Source organism: Gemmatirosa kalamazoonensis (assembly GCF_000522985.1).
Lineage (GTDB): Bacteria > Gemmatimonadota > Gemmatimonadetes > Gemmatimonadales > Gemmatimonadaceae > Gemmatirosa > Gemmatirosa kalamazoonensis.
In genome coordinates this window covers 1,513,890-1,538,027 of the sequence record NZ_CP007128.1, presented here as the reverse complement: position 1 = coordinate 1,538,027, position 24,138 = coordinate 1,513,890, and the positions used below count along the sequence as shown (strand labels likewise).

Here is a 24,138-nt window from a genome sequence, read left to right as displayed (position 1 = left end):
CGTACAATCCCTCGGGACCGGCGCGCTGTCCATTCCTCGTCCGACAACCGCGAGGGAACATGCTCGACTCGATCCAGGCGCTGTGGCAGGACCTGCGGCACGCCGCGCGCGCGCTGCGGCGCGCCCCGGGGTTCACCACGGCCGTCGCGCTCACGCTCGGACTCGGCGTCGGGGCGAACGCGGCGATGTTCGGCGTCGTCGATCGGCTCATGTTCCGGCCGTTCCCGTACCTGCGCGACGCCGGCACGGTGCACCGCGTGTACCTGCAGACGACCGTCGACGGCCGCACGGTGACGAAGCGCGAGGTGCCGTACACGCGCTGGCTCGACCTGCGCCGCTGGACGACGTCGTTCGCGCAGACGGCCGCCGTCGCGCAGCGGCCGCTCGCGTTAGGCACCGGCGAGGACGCGCGCGAGCGCGAGGTGGCCGGGGTGAGCGCGTCGCTGTTCGCGATGTTCGACGCGCGGCCCGTGCTCGGCCGGTTCTTCGGCGCGTCGGAGGACACCGTGCCGCGCGGCGCGGCGGTCGTCGTGCTGTCGTATCGCTACTGGCGCGAGGCGTTCGGCGGCGCGGACGTGATCGGCCGACCGCTGCAGGTGGGCACCGTGCGCGCGACGATCGTCGGCGTGGCGCCGCCGCGGTTCGTGGGCGTCGCGTCGGAGCGCGCGCCGGCGGCGTTCATCCCCATCACCACGTTCCCGCTCGCCGCCGGCGAGAACAAGGTCGACAGCTACTGGCGCCTCTACAACTGGGACTGGACGAGCATCGTCGTGCGGCGGAAGCCGGGCGTGTCGGTCGCCGCGGCGTCGGCGGACCTGAGCGCGGCGCACGTGCGGAGCCGCGTCGCGCAGCGCGAGCTCGACCCCGGCACGGCGCCGCCGTCGCTGTCGCGGCCGCGCGCGGTGGCGGGTGCGCTGCGCATCGCCGCCGGCCCCGATGCGGGGCTCGAGGCGCGCACGCTGCTGTGGGTGAGCGGCGTCGCGCTCGTCGTGCTGCTGATCGCCGCGGCGAACGTGACGAACCTGCTGCTCGCCCGCGCGCTCCGTCGCGGCCGCGAGACGGCGGTGCGCCTCGCGCTCGGGGTGAGCCGGCGGCGGCTCGCATCGCAGGCGCTGGCCGAGGCGCTGCTGCTCGCCGCGCTCGGCGCGGTGGTCGGCGTGCTCGTCGCGCAATCGGCGGCGGGCGCGCTCCGGCTGCTCGTGCCCGGCGACGAGCCGCTCGACGCGGCCACCGACGTGCGCACGCTCGCCGCAGCGGCCGCGTGCGCGCTCGCCGCCGCGCTGCTCGCCGCGGTGGGGCCCGCGCTGTTAGGCACCCGCGGCGACCTCGCGCATCGCCTGCGCGGGCGCGCGGGCGCGGCGCGCCGGTCGCGCGCTCGGGACGGGCTGCTCGTGGCGCAGGGCGCCCTGTCGGCAGCGCTGCTCGTCGGGGCCGCGCTGTTCGTGCGCAGCCTCGACGCCGTTCGCGCGCTGCCGCTCGGCTACGACGCGGATCGCGTCCTCATGGTGCTGCCCGACTACCGCGGGACGAAGCTCGACAGCGCGGCGCGCGTCGCGTTCCGCCGCCGGCTGCTCGCCACGGCGCAGACGATCCCCGGCGTGCGGTACGCCGCGCGCGTGAACAGCGCTCCGTTCGGCGCGAACGCGCAGCCGCTGTTCGTTCCCGGCGTCGACTCGGTGGCGCGACTCGGGCGGTTCGACTTCCAGCTCGCGACGCCGGACTTCTTCGCGGCGATGGGCACGCGCGTCGTGCGCGGCCGCGCGTTCACCGACGCCGACCGCGAGGGCGCGCCGCCGGTGGCCATCGTGAGCCGCTCGATGGCGCGCGCGCTGTGGCCCGGCCGCGATCCGTTAGGCCGCTGCCTGCGCGTCGGCGCCGACACCGTGCCGTGCGCGACGGTCGTCGGCGTCGCCGAGGACGCCGCGGAGCGCGACCTCACGAGCGCGGAGCGGTTCGTCTACTACCTGCCGCTCGACCAGCGCGACCCGGCGGGCGGCAACCGCATGGTCGTGCGCGTCGCCGGTGCGCACGCCGCCGCGATGGCCGAGGACGTGCGCCGAGCGCTCACGCGCGCGATGCCCGGGCAGGGATATGTCACCGTGGAGCCGCTCGCCGATCTCGTGAGCGCGCAGCGCCGCTCGTGGGAGCTCGGCGCGACGATGTTCGCCGCGTTCGGGCTGCTCGCGCTCGCCGTCGCGGCGGTGGGGCTGTACGGCGTCGTCGCGTACGACGTCGCGCAGCGGTCGCACGAGCTGAGCGTGCGAGTCGCGCTCGGCGCGAGCGCGCGCGCCGTCGCGCGGCTCGTCGTCGGCGAGGGCGTCGCGTTCGCGCTCGCGGGCGCGGGGCTCGGGTCCATCGCGGCGCTCGTCGCCGCGCCGTGGATCCAGCCGCTGCTCTTTCGCACCTCGGCCACCGACCCGCGCGCATATCTCGGGGTCGGCGCCACACTCGTCGCGGTCGCGGCGCTCGCGAGCGCGCTCCCGGCGCGCCGCGCCGCGCGGGCGGACCCGAACGCGGCGCTGCGCGCGGAGTGAGGTCGCTCGTCCGACCGCGCGGCGTCCGCGGCGTGTCGGACGCTGCGTGGATCTCACGCGGAGCCGCGGAGGACGCGGAGAACACCACTGCCTTGGGGTTTCTCCGCGTCCTCCGCGGCTCCGCGTGACATGCCGTCAGCCGCCGCGATTGACCCGGAGGGCGGGCGATTCCTCCGGCGGCAGGTCGTTGACGATCCGACGCAGCCCTTCCTTCATGGTGCCCGCGCCGAAGTTGAGCAGGAGGCCGACCGGCAGGTGCATGAGCCGCAGGTAGGTGAGCACCTGCTTGCCGTGCACGGTCGTCAGGCGCTCCCGTGTCGCGTGAGAGCCCGCCCGAGGATCGCCTCGTACACCGACTCGAGGAGGCCCGGCCCGACGTCGCGGTGGATCCGGAGAGACGTGCCGATGATGGTGGCAGTGACTTCGTCGAGCAGGCGCATGGCGGCCGTGGTGGATGCTCTCACGCGGAGCCGCGGAGAACGCGGAGGAAACCAACAACAGGTGGTGTTCTCCGCGTCCTCCGCGGCTCCGCGTGAGATGTCGTCCCCCCGTCACGCCGCCGTCATCATGCTCCCGGGTCATCCGACCCAGGCCGGCGCGACTGAGCGCCGCGAGCTTCCGGACGAATCCCGACCGGAGCTCCACCCATGTCTGCCTCGACCGCCCGCACCATCGCACGCTGGACGCTGCGCGTGCTCGCCGTCGTCGTCGTGCTCGTGCTCACCGGCGTGGGCGTCGTCTACGGGTTGAGCGAGCGGCGGCTCCGCGCGCGCTTCGCGACGCCCGACCACGCGTTCGCCGCGCGCGACGACGCCGCGGCCGTCGCGCGCGGGAAGCATCTCGTGACGACGCGCGGGTGCATGGACTGCCACGGCGAGAACCTCGCCGGGCGCACCATCATCGACGACCCGATGATCGGGCGGCTCACCGGCGCGAACCTCACGCGCGGCGGGCGCGGTGCGGCGTTAGGCGATCGCGACTGGGAGCTCGCCGTGCGGCACGGGCTGCGCGCCGACGGGTCCGCCTTGCTCGTCATGCCGTCGCAGGAGATGACGGGCATGTCCGACGAGGACCTCGCCGCGATCGTCGCGTATGCGCGGAGCGTCCCGGCGGTCGGCACCGAGCGCACGCCACCGCGCGCCGGGCCGCTCATCCGCGCGCTGTACCTCGGCGGGCAGGTGAAGCTGCTCGCGGCCGAGCAGATCGACCACGCGGCGTCGCACGTGCCGCACGTCGACGTCGCGCCGACCGCCGAGTACGGACGCTACGTCGCGGCGATGTGCACCGGGTGCCATGGGCCCGGCTACTCCGGCGGCAAGATCCCCGGTGCGCCCCCCGACTGGGGGCCGGCGGCGAACATCACGCCCGCCGGCAATCCCGGCCGGTGGTCGGAGGCGGAGTTCGTGCACGCGCTCACCACGGGTACCCGCCCCGACGGGTCGCGCATCGACGGCAAGCTGATGCCGCTGAAGATCATCGCGCAGATGGACACGGTGGAGCTGCGCGCCGTCTACCAGTTCCTGCGCACGCTGCCGCCGCGGCCGTACGGCAACCGTTAGGCGATGCCGAGCATCTCCAGCACCTGCCGCGCGTTCGCCTCGCGCGCCGGCCCCTCGCGCACGCGATAGTCGAACACGAGCGCGAGCCCGCCGCCCGCATCGCGCCGGACGCTCCCCGCGAAGTGCAGCTGCCGCGGCGCGTTCAGCTCTGCCCCCGCGCCGTCGCCCACCTCGCCGACCGCGGGGTCGTGCGTCGTCACCACGCCGGCGGCGCCGGCGCGCGCGAGGCGGCGCAGCACCACGCGCGTGGCGGCGAGACGGTCCGCGGCGTTCGTGCCGTGCAGGATCTCGTCGAACAGGAACAGCACCGGCGCGCCGCCGTCCTCCGCGTCGCGGATCACGTCGCGCAAGCGCGTCGCCTCGGCGAGGAACAGCGACGCGCCGCGACCGAGGTCGTCGTCGACGCGCACGCTCGAGCGTACGCGCGACCGCCGCACCACCATGTCGTCCGCGCACACCGGGCCGCCCGCCTGCGCGAGCAGCACGTTGAGCCCGATCGCGCGCAGGAACGTCGTCTTGCCGGCCATGTTCGCGCCGCTCACGACCGCCACGTCGCCTGGCGCGGCGAGGGCCGCGTCGTTAGGCACCGCGACGTCGGCGGCGAGCAGCGGGTGCGCGAGGCCGCGTGCGTCGAGCGGCGGCGCGGGCTCGTTGCGCACCGCGGGCATCGTCCAGCGCGGGTTCTCGAACGCGAGCGTCGCGAGCGCGACGAGCGCCTCGGCGTCCGCGGCGAGATCGAGCCACGCCGCCGCGCGCGGGCCGGCGTCGCGCCGCCAGCGGGAGAACGCGTGCGCGAGATGCACGTCGAAGCCGCCGGCCGCGTTCAGCGCCCAGTGCGCCATCGGCGAGCGGCGCGTCTCGTTCCACGCCAGCAGCCGCGCGAGCGCGGCGAGCGACGACACCGCGTGCTCCGCGCGCAGCCGGCGCTGGATCCCGCCGAGGCGTCCCGCGACGTCCGTGGCGCGATGGAGCGAGGCGAGCACGCGCACCACGCCCGCGATCTGCGGCAGCGCCGCGTCGACGCGTGGCAGCTCGCGCTGCAGTCGGCGTCGCGCCGCGGCGGCCAGCGCGAGCTGCACGACGAGCAGCGGCGCCGCGACGCGCTCGACCGCGCTCGCGCCGCCGAGCACGAACGCGACGACCGCCGCGAGCACGCAGGCGACGGAGAGCGCGCGGGGCAGCCACGCCACGCGCGACTCGCCCGCCTCGCACCACGCGCGCACCGCGGCGAGCCCGCCCGCCGTCGCCGGCGCGTCGCCGTGGCGCGCGTCGGCCACGATCTCCACGAGCAGCGCCGGGCGCTCGCGCAGCGCGGCGACCGACGCCTGCCGGTCGCGGATCGTCTCCACCGCCGGCGGGTCGCCGAGCAGCCAGTCGAGCAGGCGGCGTCCTCCGACCGCGGGGTGGACGACGTCGACGAGCCGCGTTAGGCACCGACCCGAGGTGACGTCGAGGTCGCGCGCGAGCGCGGCCGGCCACCCGTCGGCGGGGGCGACGGCGCGCACGGCCGGCATCTCCGCCCAGTGCCGCGCGGCGCGCGCGCGCCCGCCCCGCGCCGCGGCCGCACGCCGGCGCGCCACGTCGGCGCGCTCCACGGTGCGCCGGTGCCACCACGCGACGGCGACGAAGCCCGCCGCGGCGACGAGCCCGGGCCACGGAGCCCCGCGCAGTAGCGCCCCGACGGTGGCGGCGGCGAGCGCGAGGCGCAGCCACGACGCGACGCGGGCCGCGCGGTCGGCGCGCGCGGCCTCGGCCCCGCGCGCGCGGGCGACCTCCTCGTAGTACGCGATCGGTTCGACGTTAGGCACGGGCGGGCGTGGTCGACACCATGGATAGTATCGCGCGACACGCTCGCGCCACCGCTACGCGTAGCGTGGCCTCAGAACGCGACGCCCGCCGCGAGGCTCAGCGCGTACCCCCACGTGGGGATCGACGCCGGGACGAAGTTGAGCAGCCGGTCCGGGGTCATGGCCGGCGCGAACCGCACGCGCCCACCGAGCTCCCCATACAGGTGCGTCCCCACGCCGAACGTGTACGCCGCCTGCCCGGCGACGCCGAGCGTACCACCCGTCGTGCGCACGTCGGCGCGCTTCCATGCCGACGCGCCGACGCTGTCCTCCATCGACCGGGTGCGGACCCGCGTGTACGCGAGCCCCGCGCCGACGCGCGCCCCGCCTGCGTGCAGGTTGACGAACGCGTCGTGGTCGGAGAGCGCCACGGTCTGCGAGACGACCGTCTGCGTGCGCGGGTTGAGCGAGCGGTAGCAGCGCGTCACCTCGGTCGGCACCGACACGAGCTCCGCGCCTAACAGCGTGCCGAACCGCCGGTGCAGCGAGAGCTGCAAGCGCACCTGATCGGCGATCGGCGACCACGGTGCGCTCCCCTCGGCGCACGGTGGCGCCGCCGTCTGGCCGTTCTTCGCCGGCGTGCCCCACCCGGCGCGCGCGGCCGCGCGATCGAGCGTGCCCGCCGCGGGCCAGTTCGAGTAGACCGACGCGATGGCGATGCCGGTGCGGCTCGCCCGTCGCTCGACCGCCGCCGCGTCCATGCACGCCACGCCGCGCGGCGCGTGCTCGAACTCCCGCACGTCGCGGACGACGAGGGCGCGTACGGCGGCGCGGCCGTCACGCACCTGCCACGCGATCGCGTAGCCGCCGGACGTCGCGGTCCGCGCGCCCGTCGGGTCGGCCTGGTACCGCGTGTAGACACCGGTCTCGTAGCCGGCGCCGATGCAGTGCTCGGTCTGCCGCGGCAGCAGGACGACGTCGCCGGGTCCGGCGAACGCGGCGAGCCGCGCGAGCAGCGCCTCGCGGCCGCGCGCGATCACCGTGGCCTCGCCGGCGCGCCCGTCGACGCGCATCTCGACCGAGTCGGCGAGCAGCGACGCCGCGGCGGCGCGATCGGCGTCCGCCAGCACGGTGTCGAGTCGCGACCGAGCCGCGGCGATCGCTCGGCGGCTCGCGGCCAGCGCGGGGCGAAGATCGTTCGTCGGCTCGCCCGCGCGCCATCGCCCGCCGCACGCGGCGCTCCCCGCGACCACCACGGCGAGGATCGAGGTCGCGGCGCGCCGCCGCGTGGAGCGCCGGCGCGTCACGGTGTCCACGTGACCCTCGTCGGCGGCGCGCCCGCACGGATCGGGGTGAGCTCGAGCTGGTACGTCCGCCCCGACGCGAGCGGCGCCGGCGGATACACGCCGGTCACGCCGCGCGGCACGACGCCATACTCGATGCCGGGAACGATGAGCCGCGAGTTCGCACTGATCTGCCACTGCGCCGGCGGCGTCGACGGGCTCGGGGCGGCATCCACGATGGTGAGGTCCTTGAAGCCGCATGCCGGCGCCCAGGAGATCCGCTGCGGTGATCCGGGGACGACGGTGACCTGGACGGGCGCGTCGCAGGGGATCGCATCGTCGTGGGTCGTGGTCGACCAGCTGCAGCCGCCTAACGACAGCAGCATCGCCGCGCCGATCGGCGCGTGACGCATTGGCATGGCTCGGGAGGGAGGGAAACGCGGGGCGCGCCGGCGGCCGCATCGCCGCGCATGTCCGCGCCCTGCATCAACTATACTGTCGAGTCCGGTATTGGGGAAAGCGGCGTGCGTCGGCGAAGTCCGGACCCAACGCACCGCCGCGCGCGCTCGTAGTCAGTGCGCGGCCGGACCGCCGCGACCCTTCTCTCATCCCGCCGTCTCGCTCATGCGGATTCCCCTGCTGCTCGCCGTCCTGCTCCTCCCCGCCACGGTTCGGGCCCAGGCCCGCCCGTGCACCACGCCCACCACGCCGTGCGAGCGCTGGATCACCTACGGCGGCGGCCCCGCGCGGTCGATGGTGTACGCGACGTACCCGTTGACCGCGCGCAACACGGCCATCACCCGCGCGCTGATCATGGTCCACGGCGCGGGACGCAACGCCGATCACTACTTCGAGACGTCGACCGCCGCGGGGTTCCTCGCCGGCGCGCTGGAGAACACGATCATCATCGCGCCGCACTTCATCGCGGGGACCGACAAGGCGCAGGCGAACGAGGTCATGTGGCCGGAGCGCGGCGAGAACTGGCGGTCGGGCGGCATGTCGCCGACGAACCCCGCGATCTCCTCGTTCGACTTCCTCGACGAGATCGTCCGCACGCTCGCCGACAAGAAGACGTTCCCGAACCTGCGGCGGATCGTCGTCGCCGGGCACTCGGCGGGCGGCCAGGTGGCGACGCGCTACGAGATGACGAACAAGGTGCATGGCACCCCCGGCGTCTCCATCAGCTACGTCGTCGCGAACCCGTCGAGCTACGCGTGGCCGGCGGCGGTGCGGCCGCTGGCGAGCGGCGACGCCGATCCGGAGAACGCCGCGGGAGCGAAGGAAGCGTTAGGCCCGGAGGGCGAGAAGGTGCACGCGAGCTTCACGTTCGGCCCGTTCGACGCGGCGAAGGCGCCGAACTTCAACCGGTGGCCGTCGGGGCTCGAGAACCGCACGGGCTACGCGGCGGGCATGAGCGACGCGCAGCTCGTGAAGCAGCTCGTCGAGCGCCCCACGACCTATCTGCTGGGCCAGGTCGACGTCCTCCCGTTAGGCGGCTTCGATTCGTCGCCGAACGCGATGGCGCAGGGGCCGACCCGGCGCGCGCGCGGCGAGGCGTTCTACAAGTACGTGACCGAGACGCTCGGCGCGAAGCACCAGGCGATCATCGTGCCGGAGTGCGGGCACAACGACCGATGCATCTTCACGACGAACGTGGTGTTCCCGGTCATCTTCCCGCAGTAGTCGCGCGCGCTAGGCTCCACGTACGAGTTCGTGGGGGACTGAAGCAGGACTGAAGGAGGACTGAAGAAGGACCAACAACACTTTTTTTGTGGTTGGTCCTTCTTCAGTCTCTCTTCAGTCCTGCTTCAGTCCTTCAGAGACTCGTACGTGGAGTCCTGCGAGGCATCGCCGGACCTCACGGCCGCTTCGTGTACGCGCGCCCGTTGTCGCGGAACAGGTACCGTACCCGTCCCGCCGCGTCGCGCACGATGACGTACGGGTGCAGCGCGGAGTCCGTGGGCGCGGGCAGCACCAGCCGCGCGCCGTCGCGCGTGAGCCGGCCGAGGCCCGTCTCGCCGTTCGGCAGCCGCACGACGAGCGCGCCGCCGCTGTCCGCGATCACGATCGGCTGGCGGCCGATGCCGTAGGTGCCCGCCAGCTCCGCGCGCTCGGCCGGCGTGGCGTCGCGCTCGCCACGGTAGACGATCGTCGGCGGCTCGGAGATGCCGGCGATGAGGCGCGCGGCGAGCGGCGTCGCGTGCATCGGCAGGTCGGTCGCGCGGTTCGTCAGGACCACGATCGCGAGCTGCTCGCGCGGCCACATCGTGACCAGCGCGCGGAATCCCGCCACGGTGCCGCTCTTCCGCCACACCGCGCGCCCGCCGACGGTGTCGACGTCCAGGCCGTAGCCGTGCGCCTCGGCGCGCTCGCCGGGGATCGGCACGTACGCGGTCGTCATGGCGCGCACCGCGTCGGCGGCGAGCACGCGCTGCCCGTCGAGCATGCCGCCGCCCATGAGCGCCGCGGCGAGCCGCGACAGCTCCGGCGCGCTCGCGTACAGGAACCCGCTCGGCGCGTCCGCGGCGTTCGCGGGCATGGGGCGCTGCACGCGCGGCGGATCCGCGGGTGCGCCCGCGTGGCCGAGCGCGAAGTCGTAGGTCATCGCCAGCGTCGGCCGCACCGTCGCGCGGCGCATGCCTAACGGCCGCAGCACCGCGCTGTCGACGAGATCCGCGTACCGCCGCCCGGTGGCGCGCTCGGCCACGTAGCCGGCCATCGAGAAGCAGGGGTTGCAGTACGACGCCACCCGTCCCGGGTCGGTCGCCACGATCGTGTCACCGACGGCGCGGAACACGTCGCCTAACGCCGTCTCGTCGAGGCGGCCGAACGGGGTGCCGGCGTCGCTCCAGCCGGACGAGTGCGTGAGGAGGTGGTGCGTGGTCACCGCCCCGGTGCGCCGCCCCGCCAGCTCCGGGACGTAGCGCGACACCGGCGCGTGCAGGTCGACGACGCCCGACGCCGCGAGCTGCGCGAGCAGCGTCGCGGTGACGAGCTTCGTCACCGAGCCGGTGAGGAACAGCGTGCGATCGGTGACGGGCCGCCCCGTCTCGACGTCGGCGACGCCGTAGCCCTTCGCGTACGCGAGGCGTCCGCGCTCCACGACGGCGATCTGCGCCCCCGGCGCGCGCGCGCGGGCGAGCTCGCCCGCCATGAGGGAGTCGATCGCCGCCGCCCACGGCGGCGTCTGCGCGATGACGGCTTTCTGGGCGTCCGCCAGAAGGGCGCGGAACGCGGGCGATCCGGTGTTCGGCTTCGCAGGGCCGCCGCACCACGGCATGCGCTCGACCGGCGCGCAGAGCGGCATCCCCCTCGCGCCGTAGTGCGCCGCCGTACGCGCGTGCATGTGCATGTCGATCACGGGCGCGGTGCGCGCGGCGTGTGCGGTGCGCGCGGTCTGCGCGGCCAGCGGCGACGCGACGAGCGCCGCGGCGGCGATGGCCGCTCGAAGACGGGCGCGCGGCACGCCGGTGCTCACGTCGCTGCTCACGTCGCTGCTCACGTCGCTGCTCACGCCGACGGCACCGGCTCCACGCGCCGCGGCTCGGCCGCGCGCACCGCGCGCACCGTGTCGTGTCCGGGGAGCGCGTCGCGCGCGCGCCAGAAGATCCACGACGTCGCCACCACCGCGAGCGCGAGCGCCGCCCCGAACTCCGTCGTGAGCCACCGCGTGTGTCCGGTGTCCACCGTCACGCGGTCGAAGAAGCCCTGCACGAACAGGTTGTGCGACGCGTGCAGGATCGCCGCCGGCCACACGCTCCCCGAGCGCAGCCGCAGCCACGCGAACGGCACGCCGAGCGACACGACCATCACCGCGAACCAGAGCGCCGAGTACCACGTGGGCGTGCCGCCGTTGTAGTCGGCGAAGAAGATGAGCGGCATGTGCCACGCCGCCCAGATCGCGCCGCTCACGACCGCCGTGCGCCCGAACGTCTGCGTGCGCGCGAGCGTCGGCACCAGGAACCCGCGCCACCCGAGCTCCTCGCCCGTGGCCGAGAGGAGGCTCTGCAGCGAGCCGACGACGACGAACAGCACGACCGGGGTCTTGAACCGCGTGAGGTCGACCGCGCCCTGCCCCGTGAGCCACACGAGGCCGTACGCGACGCCCGCGTACGCCAGCGGCAGCAGGTACGCCAGCACGTTCCACCGCGTGCCGCCCCATCCCCAGCCCTCGCCGCGCACGTCGCGCTGGAACGCGAGCCGCGTGACGAGCGCGCTCACGCCCGGGCACCACATGAGCGCGAGGACGTACAGCCCGCCCTGGGCGCCTAACGATCCGGCGGCGATGATGAGCCACCAGAAGACGGCGCTGAGGCCGAACGTGAGGGCGAGGTACGTGGCCAGCGGCGCGCGCGTGTCGCGGGGCGGCTTCTCCATGGCAATCGCTCCGGTCGTCGGTCGGCTCATCGCTCGATCTTCCCCGTGGCGAGCAGGTTCACCATCTCCGCGATGCGCGCGGAGCGCGTCTCGGGACGCTTCGCGCTCGTGATCCACCGCACGAAGTTCTTGCGGTAGAACGGCGCGATGGAGCGGAACAGCGACCCCGCCTTCGGCGCCGCGTCGAGCGCCGTCGCGATGTCGGCGTCGAGCGATTCCACGAGCGGCCCCTCCGGCACGAGCTCGACGTCGATCGTCGCGCCGGGCACGATGCCGTTGTCGCGGCGCCACGCCGGGCCTAACGGCAGCACGAAGCCGAGCGCGGTGCGATCGAGCACGCCGCGGAAGCGACGGCCGCCGACGTGGCCGGCGACGTAGTGCCGGTCCTTCGGGCCCCACGCGTCGTCGGGGTCGAACGGGAGCTCGACGAACGCGCGGCTGCCGGACTCGGTGAGCGTGCCGGTGAACCGGCGGGGTGCGTTGGTCACCGGGATATCTTGTCGTCGCGGCGCGTGTCGAACCAGAGTCCGCTCGTTCGTCGTGTGGACGGAGGGGAGCCCCGACGACGCACGACCATCACCGGAGAGACCGCATGCGCAAGCTCATCGTGTCGGAGTTCGTGTCGCTGGACGGCGTGATGCAGGCGCCAGGCGGGAAGGACGAGGATCGCGACGGCGGGTTCGAGCACGGCGGCTGGACGTGGCCGTACTGGCACGACGACATCGGCCGGAGCTTCGGCGCGCTCATGGCCGACTGCGACGCCCTGCTGCTCGGCCGCCGCACGTACGAGACGCACGCCGCCGCGTTCGAGCCGATGCCCGCCGGCGACCCGTTCGGCGACATGATGAACGCGCCGCGGAAGTACGTCGTGTCGCGCACGCTGCAGCAGCCGACGTGGCGCAACACGACGATCATCCGCGACGACCCGATGGACGCGGTGCGCGCGTTGAAGGCGGAGCCGGGAAAGAACATCCTCACCGACGGGAGCAGTCAGCTCGTCCACGCGCTGCTCGCGCACGATCTCGTCGACGAGCTGCACCTGCTCCTGTACCCGCTCATGCTCGGCGGCGGCAAGCGTCTGCTGCCGGAGGGCGTGCACGCGACGTTCGGGCTGGTGTCGGCGAGGCCGTATCCGAGCGGGGTCGTGGGACTGCACTACACGCGGCAGCGAGGGTGAGGTCTGCCCGCGCGGCTACCGCCCGATGGCCACCTTGAGCGAGATGGTCCGCACCGTCGCCGCGTTGTACTCCGCCGCGATCCGCGCCTTCGACAGCTGCAGCACCGCGCCCGCCATCGCCTGGCCGCCGCCCACGTGCTCGTCCGACAGCGCCACGACCGCCGACTTCTCGTGCGACGTCGACACGTAGCCGGAGACGCCGACGTACGGCGAGACCGCGACCCATCGCGTCAGCGTGAGCTTCCGGCTCGCGACCAGGTCCATCCCGTACACCGTGAGGTTCGCGTCGGCCGGCCCGTACAGCGACACGAAGCTCCCCCGCGCGGAGGCGGCCCAGCGCCGGTCGGCCCCTCCGAGGAGGCGGCGCTGCACCTGAGCGCCGTAGAAGCCGTAGTTCGCGTTCGGGTTCTTCGTGAAGTACACGCCGACGTCCGTGTTCGCCGACACCCCGACGCGGCCCATGAGGCCGGGGAACTTCAGCCCTTTCCCCTCGGTGAGGTAGTGCGTCGAGTCCGGGTGCACGAACGTGTCGTTCCAGGCGTCGTCCGCGTCGTCGATCCCGGTGTCCCACTGCACCGCCGAGACCTCGAACCGTCCCCTGCCGAGTGGCTCGGCGTCGGCGAGCGGCCGGAAGTAGGCGACCAGCCCGGCTTCCTTCGTGAACTGGCGCCACGCGCCCTGGGTGAGCGACGGGTCCAGCTGGATCGAGCACTCCTTCCACCTCCCGTTGCCGTGCAGGTGGGGCCGGCCGTCGTCGTGGCCGCTGCCGTGGAGCTGCTCCTGCGCGGCGGCCGGGGTGTGGACGACGGCGAACGCGATGGAGATGACCGCCGCGCGTGCGATGAGGTGATGGCGCTTCATATGGGTAACCCCCGTGGGTGAGTCGAGTGACTGCGACGGGGGTGAAGCTCGGCCCGCGGGCCGTCCGGGTCGTCCGGGCCGATCGGATCGGACCACTTCGCCGCGCTGGGGGTGACGGTCAGCCCGAGCGGAGCGAAGGACGCGCCTCCAGCACCTTGCGGTAGGCGGACGGCGTCTGCCCGGTGAGCTTCTTGAACGCCTGGTTGAACGTCGACTTGGACGCGAACCCGGCGTCGAGGCCGAGGGCGAGGATGTTCAGGTGCTTCGTGGCGGGGTCGGCGAGCCGCGCGCGGACCTCGTCGACCCGGTAGGCGTTCACGAAGTCGTAGAACGTCTGCGAGATCTCGCGGTTCAGCACCTCGGACAGCTTGTGCGGCGTGGACTTCAGCCGCTCGGCCAGCGCGGGGAGGGTGAGCTCCGGGTCGCGGTACGGGTGCTCCGTGTCCATCAGCGACAGGAGCGCCGCCTTCAGTCGCCGCGTCTCGAACTCGCCGAGGCCCGAGCGCTCGTAGCGGGCGTCGGTGCGGTCGGCGGGCTGGGCGACGCTCGCGGCCGGCTCGGTCGGCGGCACGGGCGGCGCGTCGGGCGGCGCGTCGGGGACCGGCGCTGGCGCTGGCTCCGGCCGGTCGTACCGGAAGACCTCCGGCTGGCGGAGTCCCTTGTAGCCGATCGCGTAGACGAACGCGGCGACGGCGAGGGAGACGAGGTTGTCGCTGGAGCGCTCGATCGACGGCGGGACCAGGCCGGCGTTCGCCGAGACGACCGCGAGCAGCCAGATGGCCGCGGCGACGGCCGCCAGCGACTGCAGCCACCGGAGGTTGACCCGCTCGGTGTTCGAGTAGCTGTCCTGCACCCGGCGGCGGTGCGCGCGCAGGTACATCACCGTCGCCGCGGAGTACGCGATTCCCGACACGTACTTGGTCGGGTCGAGGAGCCTCAGGACCGTCGGCACGTCGCCGGCCGTCATCCGGTCGAACAGCGCGATCTTCTCGGGTCCGCTCTTCAGATAGATGGGGAGCGTGAGGAGCACGACGCCGACGGCCGGCGCGAGGTGCAGCGCGCCGCGCGCCCCGAAGCGCCACCGCCGGTCGCTCGCCGCCACCGCGTACAGGTACACCAGCGGCCCGAACGTCCACGGCAGCGGATAGGAGATGCCGAAGAAGTGCGGCGCGCTCCGGACCAACCCGGCCGCGTAGTACACCTCCGAGAGCAGCGACACCGTGAACGCCGCCATGAGCGCCGCGAGCAGGCGGTTCGCCGTGCGGTTGGTGCGGTGGGCGGCGAGCGCCACGGCCAGCAGGAGGCCCTGCACGGCGCCCGCGAGCTCGGCGAGGTGGATCCAGTCGATCGTGACTTGCACGGACGGCGCGGGTGGGGCGGACGGGGCAAGGTGCGGCGTCCGCGAGCGGGCGGCCAGGGGGTCGGCGACGAGGCGGCCCCGGCACTCGGTCGTTAGGCGCTGCGCCGCGGCCTAACGCCTCGTCACGCCGGCCCGTACACGATCGCGTACTTCCCGATGCTCCGCGCCTGCTTCCATCGCGACTCGAGATCCGACCGGTGGCACGCCGGCGACTTCGTGTACGTGCACTCGTAGATCTCGCCGTCCAGCAGCAGCGTGTCGTGCGTGATGAAGCCGGTCTTGTCGCAGAACGCGAAGTGGTACAGCTGCCCCGGCTTCGTGTCCGCCTGGATCTCCTCCACCGTCGTGTACAGCCCCGCGCGCGTCGACACGCCGGCCGGCCGCTTCGGCGAGCCCTTGAGCGCCGCGTAGCCGTAGCGGCGGCCGAGCACCTTCGCGTCGTCGGCGCCGCCCGAGGCCTGGCTCGCGTCGTACTGCGCGTTGTGCAGGTTGCCCGCGTGCCAGATGGAGAGCAGCACGTTCGCGAGCGACGTGCAGTTGCTCGACACCGGCACCTTCATGTCGAACAGCGCCGTCATCGACCCGCCGGGCTTCGTGCAGATCGCCCAGCTCACGTCGCCGTTCAGCGCGAGGCCCCACGTCAGCATGGAGCCGTTGCCGTGGTCGGACCAGCCGTACGGGAGCTTCGTCGACTGCGCGGTATCGAAGAACGCGCGCACGCCCGACGCGCCGTTGGCGCCGCCCGGGAGCGGCACGAGCACGCCCGCCGCTTCGGCGAGCGGGAGCAGCTTGCCTTCGGGGTCGTGGCCCTGCACGAACGGGCGCGTCGGGAAGAAGCCGTAGTCCGCCTGATACTGCTGCCACGCCTCGGTGGTCTTCTTTCCCCACCCACCGTCGGGGATGACGCCCTTGTAGCCGGCGAGGTAGAGCAGCTGCTGCACGCGCTTCACCTCGGTGCCGTGCTTCACGCCGCCCTCTCCGGTCTTCTTGGTGACGATGGTGAACGTGCCGGGCATCGTATGACTCCGGTGCTGGGATGACGGTGGCTCGGTTCGCGCGGGCAGACTACGGGAGCTCCGTCGTCACGGCATGGGTCAAAATGCGGATGGGCGATGAGGCACGAGGCGAGGGCAACTGCCACCGGGGATGAACGGATCGCGAAGATCCGTTCGATCCTTTCATCCCCATTGGTCGTTGCCCTCGCGTGAACGCGCCGTTCGCCGACAACGCCCGGCAGGCCGGCCGCGTAAGCGCCGTAGCAGCACGCCACCCGAACCATCGCCCCTCGGATGCCGCTCAACCGCCGCGAGTTCCTCCAGGGCACCGCCGCCGCCGCCGCCGCGCTCTCGGCCCTCGCCCCGCAGCGCGCGCTCGCCGCGCAGGCCTACGCCGCGCCCGCGTTCCCGCCTCCCGACGACGCCGTCGCGCTGGCCCAGCGCGCCGTCGAGGCGGCGAAGGCCGCCGGCGCCAGCTACGCCGACTGCCGCGTCAGCCGCAACCAGACGCAGAACGTGTTCACGCGCGAGCGACGCGTGCAGGGCGCGGTCGACAACGAGACGTCGGGCTTCGGCGTGCGCGTGCTCGTCGACGGCGCGTGGGGCTTCGCCGCGAGCCGCGACGTCACCGCCGACGAGGTCGTGCGCGTTGCGCGACAGGCGATCGCGCAGGCGCGGGCGAACCGCGCGTCGCAGCTGCGTCCCGTCACGCTCGCGCCGAAGGATCCGACGCCGGGCGGCACGTGGAAGAGCCCCATCCGGGTCGACCCGTTCACGGTGCCCATCGAGGAGAAGGTCGCGCTGCTGCTCGCCGCGAACGAGGCCGCGTTGAAGGTCCAGGGCGCGCGCTTCGTTCAGTCGAGCATGTTCTTCCTGCGCGAGGACAAGACGTTCGCGTCGAGCGACGGCACCGTCACGCAGCAGACGATCTACCGCGCGCAGCCGAGCATGACGGTGACGGCGGTGTCGAGCGACTTCAAGGACTTCCAGACGCGCGAGTCCACCGACGTCATGCCGCGCGGGCTCGGCTACGAGCACGTGCTCGACGCGAAGCTCGTCGAGAACGCGCCGCGGTGGGCGCAGGAGGCGGTGGAGAAGCTCTCCGCGAAGCCCGTCGAGGTGGGACGCTACGACCTCGTGCTGCATCCGACGAATCTCTGGCTCACCATCCACGAGACCATCGCGCACCCCACGGAGCTCGATCGCGCGATGGGCTACGAGGCGAACTACGCCGGCACGAGCTTCGTCATGCCGCCGGAGAAGGTGCTCGGCACGCTGCGCTACGGCTCCGACCTGCTGAACATCCAGGGCGACCGCTCGCAGGTCGGGTCGCTCAGCGCGTGCGGCTGGGACGACGAGGGCGTCGTGCCCGACACGTTCATGATCATCCGCAACGGCATCGTCGTCGACTACCACGCCACCACGCGCGACCAGGCGCCGTACCTCGACTGGTGGTACAAGAAGCAGGGCAAGCCGGTGCGCTCGCACGGCTGCTCGTACGCGCAGAGCTGGGGCGACGTGCAGTTCTCGCGCATGCCGAACGTGTCGCTGCTCCCCGGCGCGAAGGAGCAGAGCTTCGAGGATCTCATCGCGGCGACCGACCGCGGCATCGCGATCAAGGGCGACGGCTCGTTCTCCATCGACCAGCAGCGCTACAACGGGCAGTTCGGCGGGCAGCTGTTCTACGAGATCAAGGGCGGCAAGATCGTCGGCATGCTGAAGGACGTCGTGTACCAGTTCCGCACGCCGGAGTTCTGGAAGTCGATGGACATGATCGGCGGCAAGTCGAGCTACTTCCTCGGCGGCGCGTTCGGCGACGCGAAGGGGCAGCCGGTGCAGGCGAACGCGGTGACGCACGGATGCGTGCCGGCGCGGTTCCGCAACGTGAACATCATCAACACCGGGAGGACCGCGTGACGGGCCCGCGTTCGTTGTTCGACCAGCCTAACGCTCCGCGCTATCTCTCCCGCGCCGACGCCGAGGCGCTCGCGAGGAAGGTGCTCGGCTTCGCGACTGCGGACGAGACGCGCGTCGTCATCCAGAGCGGCGCGCGCATGGGCACCCGCTTCGCGAACAACCAGATCACGACGAGCGGCGACCGCTACGACGTCACCGTGCAGGTGCGGAGCGCCGTCGGCAAGCGCAGCGCGACCGCCACGTCGAACGGTCTCGACGACGACTCGCTCCGCCGCGCCGTGGGGAGCGCCGAGCGCCTCGCGCGCCTCATGCCCGAGGACCCCGAGGCGATGCCGGAGCTCGGCCCGCAGCAGTTCGCCGAGTCGCGCGGGTGGAGCGACGCGACGGCGAGCATGGAGCCCGCGGCGCGCGCCACGACGATCGACCGCGTCACCGGCCCCGCGAAGGCGGCGGGGCTCATGAGCACCGGCTACCTCGAGGGGCAGGCGGGCTCGGTGGCCGTCGCGAACTCGAAAGGGCTGTTCGCCTACGCGCGGCAGACGGAGAGCGTGCTGACGACGACGGTGCGCACCGCGGACGGCACCGGCTCCGGCTGGGGCGGCGGCGCGCACTGGGACGTGTCGAAGCTCGACGCCGCCGCGATGGGGCGCACCGCGATGCAGAAGTGCCGCGCGTCGGTGAACCCGGTCGCCATCGAGCCCGGTCGCTACACGACGATCCTCGAGCCGACCGCGGTCGGCAACCTCGTGCAGCTCCTGTTGGGTGCGGCGAACGCGCGCAGCGCCGACGAGGGCCGCTCCTTCTTCACGAAGCCCGGCGGCGGCAACAAGATCGGCATGAAGGTCATGGACGAGCGCGTGACGATCGTCTCCGACCCGATGGACGACGACACCGCGACCGCGCCGTTCACGCTCGAGGGACTCCCCGGCAAGCGCGTCGTGTGGATCGAGAACGGCGTCGTGAAGAACCTCGCCTACGACCGCTACTGGGCGCAGAAGACGGGGCACGAGCCCAACGCCAGCGGCGGCGGTGGCGGGTTCGGCGGGGGCGGCGGCGGTGGTTTCGGCGGCGGCGTCCCCGGTGGCCTGAAGATGTCGGGCGCCGACAAGTCGCTCGAGGATCTCATCGCCGAGACGCAGCGCGGGCTGCTCGTCACGCGCTTCTGGTACATCCGCGCCGTGGACCCGCGCACGGTGCTCTACACCGGCCTCACGCGCGACGGCACGTTCCTCATCGAGAACGGCAAGATCACGAAGGCGGTGAAGAACCTGCGCTTCAACGAGTCGCCGGTGTTCATGCTGAACAACCTCGAGGCGTTAGGCCGGCCGATCCGCGTGAGCGCGAGCGAGGGCGGCGGCCCCGGGCTCGCCGTCGTCATGCCGCCGATCCGCGTGCGCGACTTCAACTTCTCGAGCATCTCCGACGCCGTGTGAGAGCGAGGGCAGGAGGGCAGGAGGGCGCGCGCGAAACGCGCGAGGGCAGGATAGCCACAAGGTCTCCTGCCCTCCCGCCCTCCTGCCCTCCTGCCCTCCTGCCCTCCTGCCCTCCTGCCCTCCTGCCCTCTCCCGTCAGCGCGCCCCGTCGCCCCGCGCGAACGTCACCACGTCCGCGCCGACGTTCATCCCGTGCACCTTGCCGTTGTCGATGTCGCTCCGGTAGTGGATGCCGCCGTACAACCGCGAGATCCCTGCCTCGTCGGCCATCTGCAGGAAGCTCGACGCGCCCTCCGGGAACACGTAGCCCAGCACCGTCGCCGCCGCGGCGGAGAACGTGGAGTGGCCCGACGGGTACGCGGGGAAGTTCGGCAGCCCGATCACCGTCTTGATCGCCGGGTCCATCTGCGTCGGGCGCGGGTTGAAGTAGCGGTACTTCGTCTGCCAGCACGCGACGCCCGCGTCGTGCATCGCGACGTTCAGCAGCGCGAACGTGCGCGCCGCGCGCACCTCGCTCATGTTCGCCTTCGCCACGTACGACGTCGCGATCGCGTTCCAGTGCCCGGGCGGCGTGTAGGTGCCGGCGCCGTCGTTCCACTTCTGCGCGATCGCGAGCTGCGCGCTCGTCAGGTGCGTCACGACGTCCTTCACCTCGGCGAGGTCCGCCTTGAACTTCGCCGACGACGTCGACGGCGGCGGCGCGATCGCCGCGAGCACGGCGGGGCTCGCGACCCACGTGCGGACCTGCCCGAAGTTCGGCAGCATCGGCGGACGCGCCGGCGCTTCCTGGCTCACCCACGCGACCTCGCCCTTGGCCGTCGTCGAGTCGAACAGCGCCTTCCACTGCGCGGGCGTGCCCACGGCGTTGCGCGTGCCGTCGGCGCCCGCACGCGCGACCACGAGCGCGGCGATCGCCTTGCCTAACGCGAGCCCCGCCGCGACGTCGCTCGCCGTGGCGCGTCCCGCGTCGATCGCCGCCTCGCGCTCCTCGGCCGCCTTCTTCGTGATCTCCTCGAGCGCGGCCGGGAAGAGCAGCTTGAGCATCTCCGCCGTCACGCCGGAGAGCACCGCGTCCTCCGAGGGATACGCGGGCAGGTCCGTCGCCGGCAGCAGTGCCCGAACGCTCGCGTCGGCCTTGGCCGGCGACGGGCGGTTGTAGCGGTACTTCCAGTACCACGCGGCCTTCAGCGCCTCGTACTGCGCCACCGCCACGTAGCTGTAGGCGCGCGCGGCGTACGGCGGGTTCGCGAACGGGAACGCCGGGTCGCCGAACGGGTTCTCCGCGTCGGGCGCCGGATACGTGCCGTCGTCGCGCGGCGCGGGCGGCAGGTTGTAGCGGGCCACGAGCTCGCGCTGGATCTGGTTCCACCGCAGCACGCCGCCGCCGGCCCAGTAGTCGATCCCCGCGCGCTGCGCCGCGGTGAGGTGCGACTGGGCCGCCTTCACCGCCTCGACCTCCGTGCGGTACGCGTCGCTCGTCGCGGCGGCGGGCGCGGCGACGGCCACCTGGTCGGGGCCGTTCAGCACGAGCATGCGCCACGTGCCCGCGTCGGCATCGACGTTCGCCGGCCGCAGCGTCGGCAGCACCTCGGTGAGCGTCACCGTGCGGTCGCAGCTCAGCGCGAGCCACACGGTGCCTAACAGGATCGCCGCCGCCGCGCGGCGGCGCGTCTCAGCGCCCGAACGCATACGTCACCCCGCCCATGAGCATCGTGGACTGGCCGACGTTGCGGCCGTCGAGCACGCGCGCGGCACCGATGCCCAACGTGACGGCGGACGGCGCCGGCAGCGTGTACATCGCCTCGGCGTGCACCTTCGTGAAGTTCATGCGGTTCGACACGAACGGCATGTCCTGCCGGCGGATGTCGCCGCCGCCGAGCGTGCGCTGCACCGCGAGCCCGACCGGCACGCACCAGCGCCCGCGCTGGTAGCCCGTCTCCGCGCCGTAGTCGGCGACGTCGGGCATCGCCACCTCGTCGCTGAGGACGAGCTGTCCGTCGGTGTAGTACGCGGGCCGGTTCAGGTGCACCGTGGAGCGCCACACATGGCCTGACGACGCGTTCGCGAACCAGCCCGCGCGGTCGTGCACCTGCACCACGCCGCGCACGAACGCGGCCCGGCTCCCGAGCCCGATCGACAGCGGCAGGAAGTCGGGCGTGTAGTCGCTCGTCGGCACGCTCCCGCCGGCGATCGCGGAGGCGATCAGCGTCGCGCGGCCGGCGAGCGTCGCGCGCAGCAGCCGCACCTTCGCCGCCGCGGTGAGGTCCTGGAACCCGTGCATCGGGCTCAGCACCCCCTCGCTCGCCGTCGTGTGCACGTACGGCAGCGACGCGAACACGCTCAGTCGGCGGCTCACGCCGTACGCGGCGCTCCAGCCGACGCGCTGCGTCGTGAGCGTGCCGATGTTCTCGTTGTCGCGCTTGAGGGATCCCTCCCAGTACCGATCCCACCGGTCGGTGGCGTAGTCCACGCCGAGCCGCAGCTCGCGCGGCTGCACGAAGAACCCGTCGGTGAGCGACTGCGCGTGGGCGTGGACGGCGGGGAGGATCGCGAGGGCGGCGATCGCGAGCGACGGCATGCGCGGCGTCCAGCGGGCACGCGCGTGGGCGGGCGGGACCATGCGGCAGGCTGCGGGGGGAGGTACTCGGGGACGGGCCCGTGGGCCCGGAACGCCAAGGTACGATCCGCCGGTCGGACCGCGCCAGAGCCGGCGCGCCCCGTGTACCTTTCGAGCCACCCCTCACGTCACACTTTCGTATGGCTACCGACGTCGTCGCCCGCAACAACGTGAAGGTGTTCGGACGTGGTACGCAGCCGATGCTGTTCGCGCACGGCTTCGGCTGCGACCAGAACATGTGGCGGTTCGTCACGCCCGCGTTCGAGAATGACTACCGCATCGTCCTGTTCGACTACGTCGGCTCGGGCAAGTCGGACCTCTCGGCCTACGACGCGCGGCGGTATGCGTCGCTCGACGGCTACGCCGACGACGTGCTCGACGTCGTGCACGCGCTCGATCTGCGCGACGTCATCTTCGTCGGCCACTCGGTGAGCGCGATGGTCGGCGTGCTCGCCGCGAACCGCGAGCCGGACCGCTTCGCGCGTCTCGTGCTCATCGGCCCGTCGCCGCGCTACATCGACGACGCGTCGGCCGACTACGTCGGCGGCTTCGAGCGCTCCGACATCGAGGGGCTGCTCGAGACGATGGACAAGAACTACATCGGCTGGGCGAACTTCCTCGCGCCGGCGATCATGAAGAACCCCGATCAACCGGAGCTCGGCCAGGAGCTCACCGAGAGCTTCTGCTCCACCGACCCGGTGATCGCGCGCCGCTTCGCCGAGGCGACGTTCTTCGCCGACAACCGCGCCGACCTCGCGCGCGTGCGCGTGCCGTCGCTCGTCCTCCAGTGCTCCGACGACATCATCGCGCCGCTCGCCGTGGGCGAGTACCTGCGGCGCGAGCTGCCGGGCAGCACGGTGCGCGTGATGCACGCCACCGGGCACTGCCCGCACATGAGCGCGCCCGACGAGACGATCGCGCTCATCGAGGAGTACCTCGCGGCCGAACCGGCGGCGGTGCGTTAGGCACGGCTCGTGGACCCGCTGCTCGACACCCTCCCGTGCGGCTTCGTGTCGTTCGCCGACGACGGCACGGTCCGCGAGACGAACGCGACGCTCCGCGCGCTGCTCGGCTACGCGGAGGGCGAGGTCGAGGGGCGCCACGTGGAGACCCTGCTCACCGTCGCGGGGCGGATCTTCTTCCAGACGCACCTCTTCCCGCTGCTCCGCCTGCACGGCGCGGCGCAGGAGATCTTCCTGCTGCTGCGGCGCAAGGACGGCGGCGAGGTGGGCGCGCTCGTGAACGCCGCGCGCCGCGAGCGTGGCGAGGCCGGCTCCGCCGGCGGGCCGGGCGCGGTGGTGTGCGACTGCGTGCTGCTCGAGGTGCGCGAGCGCCGGAAGTACGAGGACGAGCTGCTGCGCGCGCGCCGCGCCGCGGAGGCCGCGAACGCGCTGCTCGAGGAGCAGGCGGTGGAGCTCGAGCTGCAGCATCAGCAGCTCCAGGAGCAGGCGGCGGAGCTGGAGCAGGCGCGCGACGACGCGGAGCAGGCGAACCGCGCGAAGAGCCAGTTCCTCGCGACGATGAGCCACGAGCTGCGCACGCCGCTGAACGCGATCGGCGGCTACTGTCAGATCCTGGAGCTCGGCATCCACGGCGCCCTCACCGACGCGCAACGCGACGCGCTCGGCCGCATCGCCCGCGCGCAGCAGCACCTGCTGCGGCTCATCAACGAGGTGCTGAACCTCGCGCGCGTCGAGTCGGGACGCGTCGAGTACACGATCGAGCCGATGTCCGTCGCCGACGTCGTCGCGAGCGTGACGCCGCTACTCGAGCCGCAGATCGCCGCGAAGACGCAGACGTTCGCGGTCTCGACGCCCCCTGACCTGCGCGCGCGCGCGGCGACCGCGACAAGGTGCAGCAGATCCTCATCAACCTGCTCACGAACGCGGTGAAGTTCACACCCGCCGGCGGCCGCGTGGCGATCGAGGCGGAGCGCGACGGCGCGGGACGGGTGCTCGTGCGCGTGACGGACACCGGCATCGGCATCGGCGCGAGCGAGCGCGAGCGCATCTTCGAGCCGTTCGTGCAGGCCGAATCGGGCGAGCGCCGTCAGGTGGAAGGGACGGGGCTCGGCCTCGCGATCAGCCGCTCGTGGGCGCGCGGCATGGGCGGCGACCTCACGGTCCAGAGCGCGCTGGGCGGCGGCTCCACGTTCACGCTGGCACTGCCTAACGCCGTCTGATTTTGAACCGCAGAGGGCCGCAGAGAACATCAACAGCAAATACCTGGGGGATGAAA

At 73.1% G+C, this 24,138-nt stretch carries 20 protein-coding genes and 1 pseudogene; 9 read left to right on the top strand and 12 right to left on the bottom strand.

The genetic code is table 11. The features are described 5' to 3' along the window. Positions 1-59: 59 nt before the first annotated feature. The gene (locus J421_RS06765) at positions 60-2,534 is read left to right on the top strand and encodes an ADOP family duplicated permease (protein ID WP_025410415.1); all 2,475 of its coding nucleotides are present in this window, start codon (positions 60-62) and stop codon (positions 2,532-2,534) included. A 135-nt stretch (positions 2,535-2,669) separates the two neighbouring features. Here the strand turns inward: J421_RS06765 and J421_RS33865 are convergent. Next, a pseudogene (locus J421_RS33865) lies at positions 2,670-2,974 on the bottom strand (GxxExxY protein). Between the two features lie 207 nt (positions 2,975-3,181). Here J421_RS33865 and J421_RS06755 point away from each other — a divergent pair. Then, positions 3,182-4,093 (top strand): c-type cytochrome, encoded by a 912-nt coding sequence (locus J421_RS06755; RefSeq protein ID WP_201773111.1) that lies wholly within the window; start codon positions 3,182-3,184, stop codon positions 4,091-4,093. On the opposite strand, the gene J421_RS06750 is transcribed toward J421_RS06755, so the two are convergent. The 3 genes from J421_RS06750 to J421_RS06740 all read right to left on the bottom strand — a co-directional run bounded on the left by J421_RS06750 (position 4,090) and on the right by J421_RS06740 (position 7,582). After that, a complete protein-coding gene (locus tag J421_RS06750; RefSeq protein WP_025410413.1) occupies positions 4,090-5,901 on the bottom strand; it encodes a MutS-related protein in 1,812 nt (603 codons plus the stop codon). The two genes, J421_RS06755 and J421_RS06750, sit on opposite strands and share 4 nt — an antisense overlap. 71 nt (positions 5,902-5,972) lie before the next feature. After that, positions 5,973-7,196, bottom strand: a complete 1,224-nt coding sequence (locus tag J421_RS06745) for a hypothetical protein (RefSeq protein ID WP_025410412.1) — start codon at positions 7,194-7,196, stop codon at positions 5,973-5,975. Next, positions 7,184-7,582, bottom strand: a complete 399-nt coding sequence (locus J421_RS06740; protein WP_148306188.1) for a hypothetical protein — start codon at positions 7,580-7,582, stop codon at positions 7,184-7,186. Before J421_RS06740 ends, J421_RS06745 begins: the two co-directional genes overlap by 13 nt. A gap of 205 nt (positions 7,583-7,787) precedes the next feature. On the opposite strand from J421_RS06740, the gene J421_RS06735 reads away from it, so the two are divergent. Further along, positions 7,788-8,846 (top strand): alpha/beta fold hydrolase, encoded by a 1,059-nt coding sequence (locus tag J421_RS06735; RefSeq protein WP_025410410.1) that lies wholly within the window; start codon positions 7,788-7,790, stop codon positions 8,844-8,846. 175 nt (positions 8,847-9,021) lie between these two features. Here J421_RS06735 and J421_RS06730 read toward each other — a convergent pair whose 3' ends face one another. Genes J421_RS06730 through J421_RS06720 form a run of 3 tightly spaced genes read right to left on the bottom strand, consistent with a single transcriptional unit; the run spans position 9,022 to position 12,028 of the window. Further along, positions 9,022-10,677 (bottom strand): serine hydrolase domain-containing protein, encoded by a 1,656-nt coding sequence (locus J421_RS06730; protein WP_025410409.1) that lies wholly within the window; start codon positions 10,675-10,677, stop codon positions 9,022-9,024. Beyond that, a complete protein-coding gene (locus J421_RS06725; RefSeq protein ID WP_025410408.1) occupies positions 10,674-11,540 on the bottom strand; it encodes a CPBP family intramembrane glutamic endopeptidase in 867 nt (288 codons plus the stop codon). Before J421_RS06725 ends, J421_RS06730 begins: the two co-directional genes overlap by 4 nt. Before the next feature lie 26 nt (positions 11,541-11,566). After that, positions 11,567-12,028: a YdeI/OmpD-associated family protein gene (locus J421_RS06720; protein ID WP_025410407.1), complete on the bottom strand. Its 462-nt coding sequence runs from the start codon at positions 12,026-12,028 to the stop codon at positions 11,567-11,569. 104 nt (positions 12,029-12,132) lie between these two features. On the opposite strand from J421_RS06720, the gene J421_RS06715 reads away from it, so the two are divergent. Beyond that, the gene (locus J421_RS06715) at positions 12,133-12,717 is read left to right on the top strand and encodes a dihydrofolate reductase family protein (protein ID WP_025410406.1); all 585 of its coding nucleotides are present in this window, start codon (positions 12,133-12,135) and stop codon (positions 12,715-12,717) included. 15 nt (positions 12,718-12,732) lie between these two features. Here J421_RS06715 and J421_RS06710 read toward each other — a convergent pair whose 3' ends face one another. The 3 genes from J421_RS06710 to J421_RS06700 all read right to left on the bottom strand — a co-directional run bounded on the left by J421_RS06710 (position 12,733) and on the right by J421_RS06700 (position 15,954). After that, positions 12,733-13,578 (bottom strand): hypothetical protein, encoded by an 846-nt coding sequence (locus J421_RS06710; protein WP_025410405.1) that lies wholly within the window; start codon positions 13,576-13,578, stop codon positions 12,733-12,735. Positions 13,579-13,696: 118 nt separating this feature from the next. Further along, positions 13,697-14,938 (bottom strand): helix-turn-helix domain-containing protein, encoded by a 1,242-nt coding sequence (locus J421_RS06705; protein ID WP_025410404.1) that lies wholly within the window; start codon positions 14,936-14,938, stop codon positions 13,697-13,699. A 122-nt stretch (positions 14,939-15,060) separates the two neighbouring features. Further along, on the bottom strand, positions 15,061-15,954 hold the full coding sequence (locus tag J421_RS06700) for a peptidoglycan-binding domain-containing protein (protein ID WP_025410403.1): 894 nt from the start codon (positions 15,952-15,954) through the stop codon (positions 15,061-15,063). A 273-nt stretch (positions 15,955-16,227) separates the two neighbouring features. Between J421_RS06700 and J421_RS06695 the strand changes: the two genes are divergently transcribed. Both J421_RS06695 and J421_RS06690 read left to right on the top strand, forming a co-directional pair. After that, entirely contained in the window at positions 16,228-17,850 is a 1,623-nt protein-coding gene (locus J421_RS06695) for a TldD/PmbA family protein (RefSeq protein ID WP_025410402.1), read from the top strand. Next, positions 17,847-19,283, top strand: a complete 1,437-nt coding sequence (locus J421_RS06690) for a TldD/PmbA family protein (protein ID WP_025410401.1) — start codon at positions 17,847-17,849, stop codon at positions 19,281-19,283. The genes J421_RS06695 and J421_RS06690 overlap by 4 nt, the downstream gene beginning before the upstream one ends. A gap of 135 nt (positions 19,284-19,418) precedes the next feature. On the opposite strand, the gene J421_RS06685 is transcribed toward J421_RS06690, so the two are convergent. Both J421_RS06685 and J421_RS06680 read right to left on the bottom strand, forming a co-directional pair. Beyond that, positions 19,419-20,972: a phosphatase PAP2 family protein gene (locus J421_RS06685; protein ID WP_025410400.1), complete on the bottom strand. Its 1,554-nt coding sequence runs from the start codon at positions 20,970-20,972 to the stop codon at positions 19,419-19,421. Next, positions 20,956-21,903: a hypothetical protein gene (locus J421_RS06680; RefSeq protein ID WP_025410399.1), complete on the bottom strand. Its 948-nt coding sequence runs from the start codon at positions 21,901-21,903 to the stop codon at positions 20,956-20,958. The genes J421_RS06685 and J421_RS06680 overlap by 17 nt, the downstream gene beginning before the upstream one ends. 137 nt (positions 21,904-22,040) lie before the next feature. Here J421_RS06680 and J421_RS06675 point away from each other — a divergent pair, with 137 nt between their 5' ends. From J421_RS06675 to J421_RS06665, 3 genes are read left to right on the top strand one after another with little or no spacing between them, the layout of a single operon-like run. Beyond that, positions 22,041-22,865, top strand: a complete 825-nt coding sequence (locus J421_RS06675) for an alpha/beta fold hydrolase (protein ID WP_025410398.1) — start codon at positions 22,041-22,043, stop codon at positions 22,863-22,865. A gap of 9 nt (positions 22,866-22,874) precedes the next feature. Then, positions 22,875-23,792, top strand: coding sequence for a sensor histidine kinase (locus J421_RS06670; protein ID WP_025410397.1), 918 nt, complete (start codon positions 22,875-22,877; stop codon positions 23,790-23,792). Continuing rightward, positions 23,753-24,082, top strand: a complete 330-nt coding sequence (locus J421_RS06665) for an ATP-binding protein (RefSeq protein ID WP_025410396.1) — start codon at positions 23,753-23,755, stop codon at positions 24,080-24,082. Before J421_RS06670 ends, J421_RS06665 begins: the two co-directional genes overlap by 40 nt. Positions 24,083-24,138: the final 56 nt, after the last annotated feature.

Coding starts and splice junctions, on each gene's coding strand:
- J421_RS06715 (WP_025410406.1), top strand. CDS start 12,133: ATGCGCAAGCTCATCGTGTCGGAGTTCGTGTCGCTGGACGGCGTGATG.
- J421_RS06685 (WP_025410400.1), bottom strand. CDS start 20,972: ATGCGTTCGGGCGCTGAGACGCGCCGCCGCGCGGCGGCGGCGATCCTG.
- J421_RS06700 (WP_025410403.1), bottom strand. CDS start 15,954: ATGCCCGGCACGTTCACCATCGTCACCAAGAAGACCGGAGAGGGCGGC.
- J421_RS06755 (WP_201773111.1), top strand. CDS start 3,182: ATGTCTGCCTCGACCGCCCGCACCATCGCACGCTGGACGCTGCGCGTG.
- J421_RS06695 (WP_025410402.1), top strand. CDS start 16,228: ATGCCGCTCAACCGCCGCGAGTTCCTCCAGGGCACCGCCGCCGCCGCC.
- J421_RS06675 (WP_025410398.1), top strand. CDS start 22,041: ATGGCTACCGACGTCGTCGCCCGCAACAACGTGAAGGTGTTCGGACGT.
- J421_RS06710 (WP_025410405.1), bottom strand. CDS start 13,578: ATGAAGCGCCATCACCTCATCGCACGCGCGGCGGTCATCTCCATCGCG.
- J421_RS06740 (WP_148306188.1), bottom strand. CDS start 7,582: ATGCCAATGCGTCACGCGCCGATCGGCGCGGCGATGCTGCTGTCGTTA.
- J421_RS06765 (WP_025410415.1), top strand. CDS start 60: ATGCTCGACTCGATCCAGGCGCTGTGGCAGGACCTGCGGCACGCCGCG.
- J421_RS06725 (WP_025410408.1), bottom strand. CDS start 11,540: ATGGAGAAGCCGCCCCGCGACACGCGCGCGCCGCTGGCCACGTACCTC.
- J421_RS06680 (WP_025410399.1), bottom strand. CDS start 21,903: ATGGTCCCGCCCGCCCACGCGCGTGCCCGCTGGACGCCGCGCATGCCG.
- J421_RS06735 (WP_025410410.1), top strand. CDS start 7,788: ATGCGGATTCCCCTGCTGCTCGCCGTCCTGCTCCTCCCCGCCACGGTT.